Origin of the sequence: Marinobacter mobilis, from assembly GCF_900106945.1 — a bacterium.
GTDB lineage: Bacteria > Pseudomonadota > Gammaproteobacteria > Pseudomonadales > Oleiphilaceae > Marinobacter > Marinobacter mobilis.
The window spans coordinates 18977-34994 of the sequence record NZ_FNNE01000004.1 but is presented as its reverse complement, the minus strand read 5'-3'; the positions used below and the strand labels follow the sequence as shown (position 1 = coordinate 34994).

General features: G+C 60.6%; 18 protein-coding genes. 11 read left to right on the top strand and 7 right to left on the bottom strand.

Translation table 11 applies throughout. The annotated features are described in order from the left end of the window. Positions 1-9 precede the first annotated feature (9 nt). Entirely contained in the window at positions 10-282 is a 273-nt protein-coding gene (locus tag BLV11_RS07165) for a hypothetical protein (RefSeq protein ID WP_091812294.1), read from the bottom strand. A gap of 574 nt (positions 283-856) precedes the next feature. On the opposite strand from BLV11_RS07165, the gene BLV11_RS07160 reads away from it, so the two are divergent. Further along, positions 857-1099, top strand: a complete 243-nt coding sequence (locus tag BLV11_RS07160; protein WP_091812293.1) for a hypothetical protein — start codon at positions 857-859, stop codon at positions 1097-1099. Here the strand turns inward: BLV11_RS07160 and BLV11_RS07155 are convergent. Continuing rightward, on the bottom strand, positions 1096-1632 hold the full coding sequence (locus BLV11_RS07155; protein ID WP_091812292.1) for a 3'-5' exonuclease: 537 nt from the start codon (positions 1630-1632) through the stop codon (positions 1096-1098). The genes BLV11_RS07160 and BLV11_RS07155 overlap by 4 nt on opposite strands. A 169-nt stretch (positions 1633-1801) precedes the next feature. Between BLV11_RS07155 and queC the strand changes: the two genes are divergently transcribed. Next, positions 1802-2470: a 7-cyano-7-deazaguanine synthase QueC gene (gene queC / locus BLV11_RS07150; protein ID WP_091812291.1), complete on the top strand. Its 669-nt coding sequence runs from the start codon at positions 1802-1804 to the stop codon at positions 2468-2470. Then, positions 2470-3126, top strand: coding sequence for a 7-carboxy-7-deazaguanine synthase (queE, locus tag BLV11_RS07145; protein WP_091812290.1), 657 nt, complete (start codon positions 2470-2472; stop codon positions 3124-3126). Before queC ends, queE begins: the two co-directional genes overlap by 1 nt. A 13-nt stretch (positions 3127-3139) precedes the next feature. Here the strand turns inward: queE and BLV11_RS07140 are convergent, their stop codons facing one another. The 3 genes from BLV11_RS07140 to BLV11_RS07130 all read right to left on the bottom strand — a co-directional run bounded on the left by BLV11_RS07140 (position 3140) and on the right by BLV11_RS07130 (position 7083). Next, complete coding sequence (locus BLV11_RS07140; RefSeq protein ID WP_091812289.1) at positions 3140-4210, bottom strand: AraC family transcriptional regulator; 1071 nt, start codon at positions 4208-4210, stop codon at positions 3140-3142. 153 nt (positions 4211-4363) lie between these two features. After that, the gene (locus tag BLV11_RS07135) at positions 4364-5254 is read right to left on the bottom strand and encodes an alpha/beta fold hydrolase (RefSeq protein WP_091812288.1); all 891 of its coding nucleotides are present in this window, start codon (positions 5252-5254) and stop codon (positions 4364-4366) included. Positions 5255-5361: 107 nt separating this feature from the next. After that, positions 5362-7083 (bottom strand): ExeM/NucH family extracellular endonuclease, encoded by a 1722-nt coding sequence (locus tag BLV11_RS07130; protein ID WP_175528305.1) that lies wholly within the window; start codon positions 7081-7083, stop codon positions 5362-5364. Positions 7084-7136: 53 nt separating this feature from the next. Between BLV11_RS07130 and BLV11_RS07125 the strand changes: the two genes are divergently transcribed. After that, the gene (locus tag BLV11_RS07125) at positions 7137-7535 is read left to right on the top strand and encodes a hypothetical protein (protein ID WP_091812286.1); all 399 of its coding nucleotides are present in this window, start codon (positions 7137-7139) and stop codon (positions 7533-7535) included. A gap of 18 nt (positions 7536-7553) precedes the next feature. Here BLV11_RS07125 and BLV11_RS07120 read toward each other — a convergent pair whose 3' ends face one another. Further along, entirely contained in the window at positions 7554-8441 is an 888-nt protein-coding gene (locus BLV11_RS07120) for a BrxR family helix-turn-helix transcriptional regulator (protein ID WP_091812285.1), read from the bottom strand. A 319-nt stretch (positions 8442-8760) separates the two neighbouring features. Here BLV11_RS07120 and slyA point away from each other — a divergent pair, with 319 nt between their 5' ends. The 7 genes from slyA to BLV11_RS07085 all read left to right on the top strand — a co-directional run bounded on the left by slyA (position 8761) and on the right by BLV11_RS07085 (position 15639). Beyond that, the gene (gene slyA / locus BLV11_RS07115) at positions 8761-9186 is read left to right on the top strand and encodes a transcriptional regulator SlyA (RefSeq protein ID WP_091812284.1); all 426 of its coding nucleotides are present in this window, start codon (positions 8761-8763) and stop codon (positions 9184-9186) included. Between the two features lie 48 nt (positions 9187-9234). Continuing rightward, positions 9235-10626 carry a DHA2 family efflux MFS transporter permease subunit gene (locus tag BLV11_RS07110; RefSeq protein ID WP_091812283.1) on the top strand — a complete coding sequence of 464 codons (1392 nt, stop codon included), beginning with the start codon at positions 9235-9237 and terminating at the stop codon, positions 10624-10626. A 223-nt stretch (positions 10627-10849) separates the two neighbouring features. Then, a complete protein-coding gene (locus BLV11_RS07105) occupies positions 10850-11419 on the top strand; it encodes a TMEM165/GDT1 family protein (RefSeq protein ID WP_091812282.1) in 570 nt (189 codons plus the stop codon). 57 nt (positions 11420-11476) lie between these two features. Continuing rightward, on the top strand, positions 11477-12547 hold the full coding sequence (locus BLV11_RS07100; protein WP_425433822.1) for a L,D-transpeptidase family protein: 1071 nt from the start codon (positions 11477-11479) through the stop codon (positions 12545-12547). Between the two features lie 24 nt (positions 12548-12571). After that, positions 12572-13324, top strand: a complete 753-nt coding sequence (locus tag BLV11_RS07095) for an SDR family oxidoreductase (protein ID WP_091812281.1) — start codon at positions 12572-12574, stop codon at positions 13322-13324. Positions 13325-13381: 57 nt separating this feature from the next. Further along, entirely contained in the window at positions 13382-14839 is a 1458-nt protein-coding gene (locus BLV11_RS07090) for an NfeD family protein (protein WP_091812280.1), read from the top strand. A gap of 23 nt (positions 14840-14862) precedes the next feature. Continuing rightward, complete coding sequence (locus tag BLV11_RS07085; protein WP_091812279.1) at positions 14863-15639, top strand: slipin family protein; 777 nt, start codon at positions 14863-14865, stop codon at positions 15637-15639. Positions 15640-15693: 54 nt separating this feature from the next. Here BLV11_RS07085 and BLV11_RS07080 read toward each other — a convergent pair whose 3' ends face one another. After that, entirely contained in the window at positions 15694-15972 is a 279-nt protein-coding gene (locus tag BLV11_RS07080; RefSeq protein ID WP_091812278.1) for an Lpp/OprI family alanine-zipper lipoprotein, read from the bottom strand. Positions 15973-16018: the final 46 nt, after the last annotated feature.

The window sequence follows — 16018 nt, the reverse complement described above, 5'->3', positions numbered from 1 at the left end:
GGCTCCGGGTCAGGCAACCTGGCGGGCAATCCAGGAATTGTAGCGGGTGGCCAATGCTCTTACATAGCGGGCCTCGTCGCCATCAAGGCTGCTCAGCACACCTTTGAAAATCCAGCCCCGTTCATACAGGCCCAGCACCCGTTGTTCGTCATCCAGGTTGACCCGCTGGTTCAGCTTCCTGCAGATGGCGTCCAGCAGCGGCAGTTTGTTGGGACGACGGATGGGGGCATCGCGCTGGCTTGACGATGAGCTGGCGGGGCGCCGGGTAGGTTGTCTTCTCATGGGATTCTCCTTGTCGTTTGCTGCTGCAAATACCCCGTGCGTTTCACAACCGGGGCTTAACAGGGAGAAGCGTGACCCGGTTGCTCGACGGCTCCCGGGATTGACCGAAAGCCGCTAGTTTTCCAACACCATGGCGCAAACAATCTGCCGCTGGGGGCAGCGCTCGCTGGTGACGATGACTTGATGGCTAGGGACAATTGGCATTGATCGGCTCGTTGGAAATAGGACGACTGTGGTATTCGGTTCGACAGGCAGTGTAGCGCTTACTGGGGGCTTTGCCTATGGGCAGTTGTACGCACGATTTGACGATCATGGAGTGTAGCGGCAAACCACTACAGACCGGCCCGGCGCCAGGTTCCATAATTCGTCCTGTCACGTGTTTTACGTTGTGCAATCCGCGATGCCTCCCGCAAGGCGTCGAGTGGATCTCTCCTTATTAACGCAGCCAGCTGGCTGCGTTTTTTTTGTCTCGGGTTCCCCGTAGCGGCTACTTACTACAGTTTTTCACACGCTCGGTGGTGATAATGTGAACCGTATTTTTATTGATCGTTCACCGAGGTTGAAACTGAAGAAAATGGAAAGTGACAGAGGCGCCGTTCGCCCATTCCGTAAATTCCGGACAGATCTGTTAGTCGAGGTGGTGTTATTGCTGGCCATGGTGGGTTATTTCGTAGGGACGGCCAGCCAGAGTGTCGGAGAGAACATCTCGGTAACCGCAATCGGAGCAGGTTTGATGGCTCTGTTGAGCTGGTGGACCCTGACGACAGTCAGCGATGGCCTGGAACTGCTGGTCTCCCGCGACCGGACCTGCCATTAGGCCAGCTGGCTGCAGCCCGGGTCACTGCTGTTACCCAGCGGGGGTGTCGCGAGTTCACACCAGGTTTCTCTCAGGATCAGGGCGTCGTTGGCGGCGCGGTGAATGGGCAGTGACAGTCGTTGAATAACCTGCTGGCGGGTGGCGGACCAGACTTTGACCTCGGCCGCTGTCAGCAACAGCGAAATGGACTCAAGCTGAAACCTGGGCTGAAGATTCGCGGCGCGGAACAGTCGGTGCAGCCAGAAACTGTCAAAGGTCCAGGCATCACAGAACACATGGCCATCCAGCAGGTCATTGAGCTGCTGGGCCACCTCGCTAACGGGTACCCCTTCCCGTTCCAATGTTTCCCGGCTGATGCCATGAATGCGCTCTGCGCTTTCAGACCAGTCCTTCCAGAGTACGTGCGGGTGGATGAGCCAGCTGTGGAGAGTGCCATCAGGCAGGCACAAGCCAACCTCAATCGGGTAACTGGCGATCAGGTCCAGACTGGACGCTTCAAAATCGATAAATGCCGGGCTTTTTGCGGTGTTCATTCCGTTCTTTTTTATTTGTGGAGCCGTTCTGAGAGTGTAACCGTCCTGTCAAACAGACGCGAATCCTTGAAGGGTTTTTAAAGGCTCCTTATATCCTGCCACAGCACTGTTACAATATGCCGATTAACCGAAACATCGGCCGCCCGACCGATCTGTCTACGAGTCTTTCATGAAAGAAACCGTTGTTGTCATCTATTCCGGGGGGATGGATTCATTCACCCTGCTGCACAAGGCGCTTGCGGAGGGGCATGCGGTTCATGCCCTGTCGTTCAACTATGGCCAGCGTCATGTGCGTGAACTCGACTGCGCCCGCACGGTGTGTGAGTCATTGGGGATTCCCCATCGGGTGATTGATATTCGTGCCCTCAGCGAGGTCATGGCAGGGTCGGCCTTGACCGGGGAGGTCGAGGTGCCGGAAGGCCACTATGAAGAAGACAGCATGAAATCCACGGTGGTGCCCAACCGCAACATGATCCTGTTGTCGTTGGCCACGGGCTATGCGGTGACGGTTGAAGCTCAGGCGGTCTGGTTCGGGGCCCACGGTGGTGATCACGCCATCTACCCGGATTGCCGGCCGGAGTTCATGGAAAAAATGGACGCGGTCTGTCGAGTGGCCAATTACCAGCCGGTGGCGATCGCGGCGCCGTACATTCGCGCCGACAAGGGTGAAATCCTCGCTGAAGGGCTCGCCATGGGACTCGACTATAGCCACACCTGGACCTGTTACAACGGTCGTAACAAGGCCTGTGGTCGCTGCGGATCCTGTGTGGAGCGGCTGGAAGCGTTCGCCAGCAATGGCCTGCGTGATCCCTTACCCTATGAAGAGAGTGTGCGCTGATGTATCGGGTCAAGGAAGCCTTCTATACCCTGCAGGGCGAAGGAGCGCAGTCGGGGCGGGCTGCGGTGTTCTGCCGCTTTAGCAAATGTAACCTGTGGAATGGCAGGGAGCAGGACCGGGCGTCGGCGGTATGCAATTTTTGTGATACCGACTTTGTGGGCACCGATGGCCAGAATGGCGGTCGTTTTGAGTCTGCGGAGGCACTGGCGGCCCATATTCGCCGGCTCTGGCCCGGTGAACAGGGGCGCCCCTATGTGGTGTGCACCGGGGGCGAGCCGCTCCTGCAGCTGGATGAGCCGCTGATTGCGGCCTTTCATCAGGCGGGGCTTGAGGTTGGGGTGGAAACCAATGGGACTCTGCCTGCACCCGCGGGTATCGACTGGCTCTGCGTCAGCCCCAAGGCCGATGCGGAGGTCGTCATCCGGCGCTGCAATGAGCTCAAGTTGGTGTATCCGCAGCCGCTGGCGTTGCCGGATCGGTTTGTCGATATCGAGGCTGACCACTACTTCCTGTCGCCCATGGCGTCACCGTCATTGCCCGAGGATGGGCCGGATCCGGTCAAGCAGAGCAATACCCGCAAGGCGACGGATTACTGTCTGCAGCACCCACGCTGGCGGCTGACCCTGCAAATGCACAAGATCGTCGGTATCGACTGAGCGGGCCGGGGGCTCAGGCAGTTGCCGACGCCTGCGGCTGGTTGGACTGCGCGGCAGCTTCCCGACGTTCGTTGCGGAACTGGCTGGGGCTGACACCGGTCCAGCGCTTGAAGGCGCGGGTAAAGTTGGCGGCATCGGCATAGCCCAGGGCGTCGGCGATCTGGCTCAGATTCATGCTGGTGTTTTCCAGCAGTTCACCGGCGCGTTCCAGACGCACATCGTCCACCAGATGCTGAAAACTGCGTTCCTCTTCCTGCAGCCGCCGTTTCAGGGTGCGCTCGGACACAAACAGGGTGTTGGCGACCTGGGCCAGCTTGGGCGGAAACGGGTGGCTGGTTTCGATGACACGGCGCACCCGGCAGCCAAAGCCGGCGTCTTCGGTGAGCTGGCGCAGGGATTCTTCACACTCGGCACGGGAGGATGCGGCCAGGGCCTCGTCGCTGAACTGGATCGGCGCGTCGAGAATGGCAGCCGGGAACACAAAGGCGTCCTCGCGGCTTTCATAGCGAACCGGGACCGGGATCTGCTGGCGGAAACGCTGGAAGTAACCCGGCTCTGCCCCCACGCGACGTATCTCGGCATCCCTGACTGGGCTTCCCAGCAACTGATTGCCCATCGTGATGCAGCCAAACAGCATCGCATCAAGAATGAAGCCCTGCAGGGGCCCCAGGTCAATATCACACACCAGCCGGAACACCACGCGATCACCTTCCCGATGCTGATGGACCCGGATGTGGGGGGCACGCAGGGTCAGGTAACGGCTCACCAGATCGAGTGCTTCACCAAGGTTCTCGCTGCTCATTACGGCAATGCCGAGGGCACCGTGCAGCGGCAGTTTCATTTCTCTGGCCAGCATGATGCCTAGGCCGGGCTCACCGCTTTCGATAATGGCACGGGTGACGAATTCGCTGGCCTGGGACTGGCTGACCCGCAGCTCAGTGGATTGCAGGCGCGACGGATCCAGTCCGACCCTCAGTAGCAGAGCGTGTTCGTCAACATTGAGGTTGTGTAGTAATTCGGCCAGCAAATGTAAGTAGATGGCTGGCAAACCGAGGTCCTGGGCCTGGGAAGCGGAGGCTCGCATGTCTGTTTCCTCGTCTGAATAGGGGCTGTTCTTATTGTGTTGTTACGCTAAGGGTCAATTGATTATGACTTGATCAGCTGCCCCGCCCCATGACTTCACTGACGGTGTTCAGGGATCTGCAGGCCAATTGGCATTGAGGGCATGACAAGATTTTCAATATGTGCTCTGTGCACGGACAAAGCGAATCAATGCTGACGCAGAGCGTTTTGGTGCCTCCAGCATGGGTAGATGACCTACCCCGCGGAACACGTGGATGTCGGCCTCTGGCCGCACTCTGCGGAAATAATCCACACAGCAGGTCGGGGTAATAACGTCCCGTGCACCCCACTGGACCTGCAGCGGAATGGTCTGGCTGTCGAGATAGCGGGCCGGGGCGAGGCCGTCCGCAACCATGTCCGAAAAAATGTGGCGGTGGGCATGTTCACGGCTGATCAGGTCGGGGCCGAGGAGGCCGGTTATGGCCAGGGCGCCGGGGTTGGTGCTGCCGTTGCCGACCGAGGTAAACATGCGGTGGACCTCCGGTAACGAGGTCGGTACCAAAATACTGTCACGGTCCGAGGTGAACGGAGCATTGATGTCGACATCTGCGTGTTCGGGAATACCGGCACTGTTCAGTACGGTCAGCGAACGGGCTTCCGGCTCCAGGCGGCCTGCCAGAATCGAGGCAATGGCTCCACCCATGGAGCTGCCCACCAGATGGACATTGTCCAGGTTCAGGCTGCTCAGCCAGTTACGCAGCCGTGACGCCTGGATTTCGTAGCGATAGCTGGCGTTGGCGTGGTACTCACTTTCCCCAAAACCGGGCAGGTCTGGCACCAGCAGGTGCCAGTCGCGAGGCAGCAGCGGCAGCCACAGCCCCCAGTTTTCCTTCATTGCGGTAAATCCATGCAGCAAAACGACCGTCGGGCGGCCGGCGCTGGGGCTGCCCCGTTCCAGCCAGACCAGGCGATGGTTGTCGACCACGGCCTCGCGGCGGCGGGTCTGTTGCAGCCAACGATGGCTGGTGCGGGCCAGGGGCCAAAGGTCTGGGGTCGGAATGCGCATGTGAGTGCCTCGCGGTACGTTGAGCTTTCAGTGTACCGGGCTGCGGGCGGTAGGCTTTGGCTGTTCCGCCCTGGCATGGAGGTTACGAGGGCAAGTGTGCTCTGCTCTCAGAGCTGCAGATCGGTGATCAACGGGTCGTGATCGGAGCTGCGCCAAGGGGCGATGGGTTCGGCTGACACAGCTGCGGGGGCACGAAAGTCCAGCGCGCGGGGTTCGTCGGCATTAATGGCCCAGATCCGGGCGGCTACTATATGGTCGGCCAGCGCGCGATCGGCCAGGCTGTAATCGAGGGTGCCGCGGCGACCCTGATAGCGGTAGCTGGCCGCGGGCGCGTCAGTGGTGTCGTTGATCAGGTCCCGAAAGCCCTTGTCGCGCAGACGTTGAATGGGCCACTCGCGGGCATAGCTGTTGAGATCTCCGGTTACCAGGGTACCGGCAATAGCCTGTGCGGGCAGGGTCGCCAACCATCGTGTCAGAGCGTCGGCCTGCTCCGTACGACGGTTGGCAAAGCAGCCCTGGCCGTCGTGCTGATCGCGGTCTGCGCCGCGGGCATTGCGGCAGTGTTTGGACTTGAAGTGGGCCAGCACCAGCCGCACGGTTTCACCGCCGGAAAGCGGCTGGAACTGTTGCAGCAATGGCCGCCGTCCCAGTCCCGGCCATTGTTCGGCAGGCGGTCGCAACGCGGGCCCTACCGTGCGTACCCGGTCTGCCCGATACAGAAAGCCCACGGTAATAGCCACTCCGGGATCACGGCTGGCAGGAATCACATAACGCCACGGTGCACCAAGTGCCTCGGCGAGGCTGGCGATGGCGCTATCCGATCCATAGCCATCGTTCTCCAGTTCGCTGGCAGCCAGTACGTCCGCCTGGCTCTGCTCAATGGCGGCCACCAGATGGCGGGTTTGGCGCAGCCATTGCTGGCGGTTACGGGCGCCGCGGCTGGTGGTGAACGTCCCCTGCTCGCCATTGAAATAGTTACCCAGATTCAGGGTCATCAACCTCAGGTTGCTGTTGATACCTTGTGCCGGAGCCTGTGGTCGTGGGTTGGTGGGCTCGAAACGGGGGGCTGCCAGAGGTTGCAGGCGCCAGTGCTGATAGCGGTAGTCGAGGATGCCGTCGAGTCCGGTGACCACAGTGCCGGTGCGAAAATTGGTTTGCCGGCTCAGGCCGCCATCGGGATAGGGCGTTGGCACTGGGCCGCGTTGGCTGCGACCGTCATCGAGAATCAGCCGCAGCAGCTGTTGCCGTTGTTCCAGTATCCAGGCTTCGTCACCCGGGGGGAGCAGCTGGGTCGGGACGGTTTGTTGTTGCGGGGCCAGTGTGAGGGTGCCGAAGTCAGCCAGCTGGTGGTGATCAATGATCTGCAGCGGCTGGCTGAGGGCAATGCGCATGCCTTCCAGAGACTCGCGCTGTGCCTCATTCAGTGGCAACTGGACGGATACCGGTGGCGGCAGTGACGCCGGGCCGCAGGTCTTGATCGAATCCACCGCGGTCAGCTCGGTGAGTCCGTGGTATTCGGTCACGGTCCCGGTGACGGCTACCTCCTCGCCAACGGCCCCGTCGCGCAGACGGGTGTAGATGAACAGCGCGCTGGAGGCGTCGGTGTCATGCTCGGGTTGCTGAAGGAAGAAGCCGCCGAGGCCCTGGTCACCGCGGGCGTCGAGGGTGATCACACCGCGGACAGACACCCGCTCGCCGATTTGCGGGGACTGAGACCCGGAACCCTGGATGTCGGTGATTGACCGGTACACACCATCGCACGCGGCGGCCGGCACTGACAGAGCGAGCAGGACAAGGCCAATGTTCCAGGTGTTGGTGAGGCGAGTCATGATGGTACAGTCAGTGGTTGTGTCGAGGGAACCGTGAAGGAGCATTGTAGACGATGAGTCATGGATTATGGGTGGTGCTTGTGGTGGTGGTTATGGCCGTGGGGGTCATCTGGTACCAGAAAACCCGCACCGACCGAACTCTGCAGGCGCTGACCGAGAAGGGCTTTGAGGTGTCCCGGCAATGGCGCTCCAATGTGCTGGTGGTGGCCGATGACAGCCGCCGGCAATTGGCGATTGTCTGGCCACAGAGGTACACCATTGTCGACGCGACCGCACTGACCGGGGTTGAGGTGACGGAGCAGGAGCTTGAAGCCAGCCGTCACCGTTATAACCTGGTGCTGACCTTCGATCACCCCGAGGTTCAGCGTGTAGGACTGGCTCTCAATAACCGGGGTGACCGTGCCCGGGCCTGGGCGGCAGAGATCGAGCAGTGGCGTGCCGGGGGACGCTGAGCACGGACGTGCTTCCGGTCAGAGGCAGGCGGCCGCTTGCGGACTCTGGCCAGACAGTGCCTGAGTAGCCTCGTCGCTGACCAGGGCCAGTGGCTGGGCCAGCGGATCGCTGTTTTCGTGGCCAAGCCCCATCTGCCGCAGCAGGTGGGGCATCAGCGCAGCCCGCACGCTGAGCTCGAGGCGTTCGTTGCGCATGTGGTAGTCATCGGCAATCAGCGCCCGCTGGTGGCTGTTTAGGCGGGGGTTGGGCTGAAAAATCACGGTGACTGTGCGGTTCCAGTGCTGATCCTGGAGCTGGCTGTGGCTGGCCCGTTCAGGCAGCAGGCTGATCGGCGCACGGAAATGGCTGACCAGGAAATCGCGGAAGTTCTGCTGGTTATGGCACCAGGCCCGGACATGCCAGCCGCGGTCACTGCAAATCAGGGTGTGGGGCTCAAGCAGGCATTGTTCCGGTTGCGGGTTGTCCATGGACAGATACACCGCTTTCAGCTGGCGACCCTGGCGGCAGGCTGCAATCAACGGACGCACTACCTCGGGGCGGGCCAGCGGCAGCGGATGCCGGAGCATCTGGCTGTTGGGCAGCTCGATGTCGAGGTTTTCAACGGTCTGGCTCAGGCTCTGGTGACGGCAGACCAGTTCCAGGTATTCGCTGGCATGGCCCTGGGTCACTGAGGGGCTGAAATCGCTGGCGGGAACATAACCTTTGAGATGGCGATCATAGACCAGATTGCCCGGCGCCACTTCCCGCAGGTAAGTGTTGATGTCCTTGGAGGCCTGTTGGCGCCCGATCCCGAAACTGTGGCAGATATGATTGGTGGTCAGCCTGCCTTCCCAAAGCGCAATGATCTCAATCAGGCGATAGCGCAGCAGCAAGTCCCAGCGGATGGGCCACTCCGTTTTTTTCATGTTGCTCAGCTCTTCGATTTGGCGAATCGGGCCGGGGAATACTCCGGATTTTCGGCCATGTTAGCAGCTTTGCCCTGCGCCGGTGTGTTACGTCACCTTAATGTAAAACAATGTTAACTGCTTGCAGCCCATGGCCTGGACGCACGTTACACCCTGTCCTCTTTCGGTTTCCACTGATAGGGTTTGTGCATGCAGTTCTAGGTTCTAATCAGTCATTAGCTTACTATTAGCTATTACCAAACCTCGATGTGCCCATCCTGTTATCTGGGCTTACTTTTTTATGGGAGCCCGGGGCTCCTGTTGTTGTGGAGTACGAGTAATGAGAGACCAGTTTCCTTTTGCTGTGGCCCGTGTCACCCGCCGCTGGCGCAAACTGTTGGATGAACGTCTGAAGGATCTTGGTGTCACTCAGGCGCGCTGGACCACCATGGTCTACCTGCAGAAAGGTGGCGAAGGGCTGACCCAGCGCGAACTCGCCAGCCTGATGGCGATTGAGAATCCGACGCTGGTCCGGCTGCTTGACAGCCTGGAAGAGCAGAGCCTGATCGAACGTCGTCCCTGCCAGAATGATCGTCGGGCCCGCCGTCTGTTCCTGACTGAAGATGGCGAGCGCTTCATGGACGATCTCAACGCCCGCGCCCAGGCGCTGCGAGAGGAGATGCTTGAGGGCATCAGCGATGACGAAATCGCCTGCGCCCTCAAGGTGTTCCAGAAGATCATGGTCAACGGCGACAGCCAGAAGTAATCTTTCATCCGCTCACCCCGCAGCGCCTGAGGGCATCAGGGAGCCAGCTTGAGTAACAACACCGTTGAGGCACTCAGGGCACGGTATGGTGACGGCTGGCGCTGGCTGGCGGTAACCACCGTTATGCTTGGGACCATGGCGACGGTGTTGAGTGCCACGGTGATCAACGTGGCACTGCCGGATATCATGGCCGAATTCGATATTCGCCAGGGCACCGCCCATTGGCTTGCCACCGGCTATATCGCTGCCATGACCACCACCATGCTGGCATCCACCTGGTTGCTGGAGCATTTTGGTGTACGCATGGCGCTGGGCTGCGCCATGCTGCTGTTCAGCGGGGTTTCGGTGTTGGGTGGGTTCAGTCCCAGCACAGAGGCGCTGATCACCGCCCGGGTTGCCCAGGGGGCGCTCGCCGGTCTGATGCAGCCGATGGCGATGTACCTGATTTTCCGCATCTTCCCCCGTGATCGTCGGGGCCAGGCCATGGGCATCTATGGCATGGGAGTGATCCTGGCGCCCGCTCTGGGGCCGGTGCTGGGCGGTTTTTTGGTGGATCATTTTGACTGGCGTTACGTTATGTTTGCGCCGGCCCCGGTAACCTTGCTGGGGGTCTTCATGGCCTGGAAGTTTCTGCCTGTTCCTGTACAACGCCCTGCTCCCTACCCGTTTGATCTGCCCGGACTGCTGTATCTGGGGGGGGCGCTGCTGCTTGGGCTGGACGCGCTCAATCGGCTGCAGGCCGCCGACGGCCAGTGGCTAACCATTGTGGTGGAGTCTCTCGGCGCGGCCCTCATGGTGACGCTGTTTGGTCGCCGGCAGCGCCGAGCGCGGCATCCGTTGCTGCGAGTTCAGCTGATGCGGCGGTCGTCCTTTCTTTACGCCAATCTAGGGGCTCTGGCCCTGGGGCTGGCACTCTACGGATCCACCTACCTGATTCCGCTGTTTGTCCAGACCGCCCTGCAGTTCTCGGCTTCCGATGCCGGCCTGCTGATGCTCCCGGCGGGGATTGCCCTGGGGATCACCTTTCCCATTGCCGGGCGCCTGGCAGACCGGTTCAGTGCCCGTTCGCTGACGCTATACGGCATCGTAGCCTTTGGCCTTTCTGCGGTGCTGTTTGCAGTATCGGACCTGAGCCTGGGGTTTGTCTGGCTCGCGATCTGGGCGGTCATCGGCCGCATTGGCCTTGGTTTCATGCTGCCGGCGCTCTCCACCGCCGCCCTCAATCCGCTGGAAGTTGAGGAGCTGGGTGCAGGGTCCAGCATCATTAACTTTTCCCGCCAGCTGGGTGGCGCCTTCGGCATTAACCTGGTTGCGTTGACCCTGGAGTATGGTGACCACGTCGGCCCGGTACCGGCACTGTCGGCATTCCATACGGCCTGGTGGCTGGTCGCGGGACTGGTTCTGATTGCCCTGGTGCCGGTTCTGCGAATGCCGCGATGATTGTCGAAACGGGCGGGTTGCGAGTATACTGGCGCCACTCTCGGGGGAGTAGCCTCCATCAGCGCTCGCTGATGGGTGGTGGTCAACACACTTGGAGCTCAACTCCATGGCCATCACGTCCTTCCGCTCATGGCGGAGATTGGCAAGACCTGGGACAGTACCATCTCCCAGGGGCGGAGGATGGCACTGTCTCATGTCAAAAATCTGCCCCGGAGATCCCTTGATGGACGCTTTTCTTGCTTCTTCTGTTGCCGTATTTATCGCCGAGATCGGTGACAAGACCCAGCTGTTATCCCTATTCCTGATCAGCCGTTTTACTCAGCGTACCCCGATTATTCTCGGTATTCTGCTGGCGACCCTGGTCAACCACGCGCTGTCGGCCTGGCTGGGTGCGTGGATTGCTGCATGGATTCCCGAAGCCTGGCTACCGTGGTTGCTGGCGGGCAGCTTTATTGCCATCGGGCTGTGGTTGCTGATACCCGACAAGGATGACAGCGATGAGTCAGGATTTCTGGGGCTGGGAGCGTTTGCCGCAACCACGATCCTGTTCTTCCTGGCGGAAATTGGCGACAAGACCCAGATTGCCACCGTGGTCCTGGCAGCCCGGTTCAGCGATACCTTCTGGGTGATTGTCGGTACAACGGTTGGTATGCTAGCAGCCAATGTGCCGGTTATCATGGCGGGTAAATGGTTGATGGATCGCATGCCCATGGCAACCGCCAGGGTGGGCGCCAGTGTCTTGTTTATGATTTTGGCGGTGGTGACCCTTTGGACTGTGTGGGCTGCGGCCTGAGTGGGGATATGTGTGTCCCGGTTTGCAAGAGTGAGTAGCGCGATGCGCGCTGGATGAATGATGATGAATGTGAACAACCGGGTGACGGGCTGGCGCTGGCTGGCTGCCAGTGCCCTTCTGATGACATCAATGGTGGGTTTTGCCGGCGCTGAGCCGGAGTTGCCGCCGGTGGCCGCGGAGGAAACGGAAGGCGATCGTGGGGCCCGGGTTCCGCTGTTACCGCTGAACGGTGACCTGGCCGGTGACCTGTCCGTTTTCCATACCCGTTACGAGGATACCTTCGCCCAGCTGGGAAGCCGGCTGAGTCTGGGCTACCTGGAACTGGTCAAGGCCAATCCTGGCATCGATCCCTGGTTACCGGGGGACGGCACGCTGATCACCCTGCCCCGTCACTACGTGATGCCGGAAACCCGGCGCGAGGGCATTGTCGTCAACTTGGCGGAATACCGGTTGTATTACTTCCGCGACGGAGGTGTTGAGGTCTATCCGGTGGGGGTGGGCACGGATGACAACCCGTCGCCGCTGACCGATGCCAAAGTCACCATGCGCCTGGAATCGCCCGCCTGGTACCCTCCGGCGAGCATCCGCGCCGAATACGCCGCCAGTGGTGACTACCTGCCCCGGATGATTCCCCCGGGGCCGGACAACCCGCTGGGGACCCACGCCCTGGCCCTGAGCGAGGCCGGTTATCTGATTCATGGCACCAACAAGGGCTTTGGGGTTGGCATGCAGGTCAGTCACGGCTGTTTCCGTATGTACAACGAGGACATTGCCGGGCTGGCGTTTTCGGTCGCCAAGGGCACATCGGTTCAGGTGGTCAATCAGCCGGTCAAGGTGGGTCTGAACGGTCGTGAAGTCTGGCTGGAAGTGCACCGCTCCGAAGAAGACTATACCGACAGTGATCGCAATGCCCTGTGGCAGCAGGTGTCGGCCCGTCTGGAGCAATTGCGGGAGGAGCTTCCCGGGGTGGAGATCCAGCGGCAGGCGGTAGAGCTGGCGGTTGATCAGGCGGATGGGATTCCGCGCATGATCGGAGAACAGCTGGCCCAGGTCGCCGCCGATGGGGGCGAAGCCGATGCCAGTGCCAACTCCGGCGAAAACAATCATTTCCTGCAGCTCTGGTTCTGATCCGGGCGCAGACGAGGAAGACCCATGACTCAGACAGTTCTTATTACCGGCGCCAGCTCTGGCCTCGGCGAAGGTATGGCACGGGAATTTGCCAACCGTGGCTGCAATCTGGCGCTGTGTGCCCGCCGCACCGAGCGGCTGGAGCAACTGCGTGAGGAACTTGAGGGCAGTCATCCGGGTCTTACCGTGAAAGTGCGGGCCCTGGACGTCAACAATCACGACCAGGTGTTTGAGGTGTTCCAAGCCTTCCGTGACGACTTTGGCCAGCTGGACCGCATCATTGTGAACGCAGGTATCGGAAAGGGGCAGCCTCTGGGAGCCGGCAAGTTCCGGGCTAACCTGCAGACCGCAGAAACCAATTTTGTGGCGGCACTGGCGCAGATGGAAGCCGCCATGGAAATTTTCCGGGCCCAGAACAAGGGCCACTTGGTGGTGGTTTCCTCCGTGACCGCGGTACGGGGTATGCCGGGCAATGTGACCACGTATGCGGCCACCAAGGCGGGGCTGGCGGCACTGTCGGAAGGATTGCGGGTGGAATTGGCGAAAAAACGCTCACCGATACGGGTGACGACCCTGTATCCGGGCTATATTCGTACTGCGATCAATGAAAAAGTGAAGAACACACCGTTTATCGTCGATGCCCGGACCGGCTGTGCAGCCATGGTCAAGGCCATCGAATCTGAAAAGCCTGAGCTCTACGTGCCGGGCTGGCCATGGACGCCGCTGGGGTTTGTGCTCAAGCGGTTGCCCGTGGGCGTGCTTGCCCGCCTGTTCTAGCGGGCCACGCCATAACGCCACGGCTGGGCTCACCAGGACTTGATCCGGGGAGACGGCATGTTGGTTACCGAACCCAGACTATCCATCCGTTCCCGCCTTTACCGACGCGGCTTCGCCCTCCTGTTGCCTGTCATTGCTCTGCTGCTGCTTGCCTTTGGCAGCACGATCCGGGATGCCGGGGCTGAGGGCCGTTCTGGCCTGGTGCTGACCATCGATGGCGCCATCGGGCCCGCCACCATGGACTACGTGGTGCGAGGCATTCGCAGCGCTGAAGAGCAGGGTGCCGAGCTGCTGGTGCTGCAGATCGATACCCCGGGCGGCCTGATGGAGTCCATGCGTACCATCATCAAGGCGATCCTCGCCGCTGACGTTCCTGTCATCTCCTATGTCGCGCCGGAAGGGGCCCGTGCCGCCAGTGCCGGCACCTATATCCTTTACGGCAGTCACGTCGCCGCTATGGCGCCCGCAACCCATTTGGGCTCGGCGACACCGGTACAGATGGGCGGATTGCCAGGGTCCAGCGAGCCGGAACCTGAGCCTGACGCCGAATCCGATTCCGCCTCCGATGATACCGCCGCAGAGGACAGCAAGCGCCGGGGCGGCACTGCTATGGAGCGCAAGGTGTTGGAGGACGCGGTCAGTTATATCCGCGGTCTTGCCGACCGCCACGGCCGTAACGCCGACTGGGCCGAAGAGGCCGTGCGGGAGGCGGTGAACCTGGGCGCGGAGCAGGCGCTGGAGCAGAATGTCATTGATCTGGTGGCAAGTAACCTGCAGAACCTGCTGGCCCAGCTGGACGGTCATGTGGTGCGTCTGGCCTCCGGGGACCGCACGCTGCAGACCCAAGACCTGGAACTGGTGCACCTGGAAGCGGACTGGCGTACTCGCCTGCTGGCGGTGATCACCGACCCTAACGTGGCCTACTTCCTGATGATCATCGGTTTCTACGGCATCATCTTCGAGCTGTCCAACCCCGGCGCCATCGTGCCGGGCGTGATTGGCGCTATCTGTCTGATCCTGGCGTTATTCGCCTTCCAGGTGCTGTCCGTCAACTATGCCGGGCTGGCGCTGATCCTGCTGGGGCTGGCCTTTATTGTCGGCGAGGCGTTCATGCCCAGCTTTGGCATACTCGGTATCGGCGGCATTATCGCCTTCGTGACCGGCTCGATCATCCTGATGGACGGCAGTCACAGTGATATATCGATACCGACCATCGGTGGCATTGCGCTGGTGGCTGCAGGCTTCATTCTGTGGACCGTGCTGCGGCTGATGAGCCTGCGGCGACATCATCCGGTCAGCGGCCGGGAGCAGATGGGGTTTGAGAAGGCCGAGGCGCTGGACCGGTTTCATGATTCCGAAGGCGAGTACCGTGGTCATGTCCGGCTCAGTGGGGAGCGCTGGAACGCGGTCAGCGCCACGCCAATTCATGCGGGTGAAGTGCTGCAAGTGCTGGCGGTTGAAGGTCTCACCGTTCGGGTCCGTGCGGTGCCCCAAGGTGACAACGGGGACGACTAAATCGAGCAAGGGAAGGAGGTAATATGATTGGTGATCTGATTCCCTATGTGGCACCCACTGTGGTGCTGGTGTTGATCATTGGTTCGGCAATCAGGATCCTGCCGGAATACGAGCGTGGCGTAGTGTTCTTCCTTGGCCGCTTCCAGGGGGTCAAGGGACCAGGGTTGATCATCATCATCCCTGGCATTCAGCAGTTGGTGAGGGTGGATCTGCGGGTCATTACCATGGATGTACCCAGTCAGGATGTGATTTCCAGGGATAACGTCACCGTGCGGGTCAACGCGGTACTGTACTTCCGGGTGGTGGACCCTGAACGGGCAATCATTCGGGTGGAAAACTTTACCAACGCCACCAGTCAGCTGGCCCAGACCACCTTGCGCTCGGTGCTGGGCAAGCATGATCTCGACGAAATGCTGGCGGAGCGGGACAAGATAAACTCTGACCTGCAGGAGATTATTGACGCCCAGACCGAGGAATGGGGGATCAAGGTGGCCAATGTTGAGATCAAGCACGTCGACCTGAATGAAACGATGATTCGGGCCATTGCCCGTCAGGCTGAGGCGGAAAGGGAACGGCGTGCCAAGGTCATCCACGCAGAGGGGGAGCTGCAGGCGTCGAAGAAACTGGTGGAGGCGGCGGAAATCATGTCCACCAACTCGGGGGCGATGCAGCTTCGCTACATGCAGACTCTGGCGGATATGAGCACCAACAATACGTCGACCATTGTGTTCCCGCTGCCAATGGATCTGCTGGAGGCGTTCCGCAAGGCCGGGGGCAAACCGGGCCAAGACGCCGAATAACCGACGAAAAAAAACCGGTCACGGAGACCGGTTTTCCATAAGTCAGAAGACTCATTACTTCTGGCTGGCTTGCTCCAGCATACGACGAGCGCGCTCGTTGGCTTCGTCAGCGGAACGCTGAGCAGCCTGTGCAGCGGCCAGTGCTTCTTCAGCGGTCTGCTGTGCAGAACGTGCAGCGCTGATAGCCTGGTTAGCAGTTTCCATTGCGTTGCCGGCAGTCTGCTCAGCGGAAGCAGCGTTTGCACTTGCTTCGTCAATAGCAGCCTGGTTGGACGCACAACCAGCAGTCATAGCAGTGGCCAGGGCAATTCCAGCGATGGTCAACTTACGCATATCAAATCCTCTTTATTGAGTCGATTTACTTCCTGTGGAGCAGAAG

Coding starts and splice junctions, on each gene's coding strand:
- queC (WP_091812291.1), top strand. CDS start 1,802: ATGAAAGAAACCGTTGTTGTCATCTATTCCGGGGGGATGGATTCATTC.
- BLV11_RS07155 (WP_091812292.1), bottom strand. CDS start 1,632: ATGAACACCGCAAAAAGCCCGGCATTTATCGATTTTGAAGCGTCCAGT.
- BLV11_RS07085 (WP_091812279.1), top strand. CDS start 14,863: ATGATTGGTGATCTGATTCCCTATGTGGCACCCACTGTGGTGCTGGTG.
- BLV11_RS07080 (WP_091812278.1), bottom strand. CDS start 15,972: ATGCGTAAGTTGACCATCGCTGGAATTGCCCTGGCCACTGCTATGACT.
- BLV11_RS07095 (WP_091812281.1), top strand. CDS start 12,572: ATGACTCAGACAGTTCTTATTACCGGCGCCAGCTCTGGCCTCGGCGAA.
- BLV11_RS07165 (WP_091812294.1), bottom strand. CDS start 282: ATGAGAAGACAACCTACCCGGCGCCCCGCCAGCTCATCGTCAAGCCAG.
- queE (WP_091812290.1), top strand. CDS start 2,470: ATGTATCGGGTCAAGGAAGCCTTCTATACCCTGCAGGGCGAAGGAGCG.
- slyA (WP_091812284.1), top strand. CDS start 8,761: ATGAGAGACCAGTTTCCTTTTGCTGTGGCCCGTGTCACCCGCCGCTGG.
- BLV11_RS07125 (WP_091812286.1), top strand. CDS start 7,137: ATGAGTCATGGATTATGGGTGGTGCTTGTGGTGGTGGTTATGGCCGTG.
- BLV11_RS07100 (WP_425433822.1), top strand. CDS start 11,477: ATGATGATGAATGTGAACAACCGGGTGACGGGCTGGCGCTGGCTGGCT.
- BLV11_RS07140 (WP_091812289.1), bottom strand. CDS start 4,210: ATGCGAGCCTCCGCTTCCCAGGCCCAGGACCTCGGTTTGCCAGCCATC.
- BLV11_RS07090 (WP_091812280.1), top strand. CDS start 13,382: ATGTTGGTTACCGAACCCAGACTATCCATCCGTTCCCGCCTTTACCGA.
- BLV11_RS07120 (WP_091812285.1), bottom strand. CDS start 8,441: ATGAAAAAAACGGAGTGGCCCATCCGCTGGGACTTGCTGCTGCGCTAT.
- BLV11_RS07160 (WP_091812293.1), top strand. CDS start 857: ATGGAAAGTGACAGAGGCGCCGTTCGCCCATTCCGTAAATTCCGGACA.
- BLV11_RS07130 (WP_175528305.1), bottom strand. CDS start 7,083: ATGACTCGCCTCACCAACACCTGGAACATTGGCCTTGTCCTGCTCGCT.
- BLV11_RS07105 (WP_091812282.1), top strand. CDS start 10,850: ATGGACGCTTTTCTTGCTTCTTCTGTTGCCGTATTTATCGCCGAGATC.
- BLV11_RS07135 (WP_091812288.1), bottom strand. CDS start 5,254: ATGCGCATTCCGACCCCAGACCTTTGGCCCCTGGCCCGCACCAGCCAT.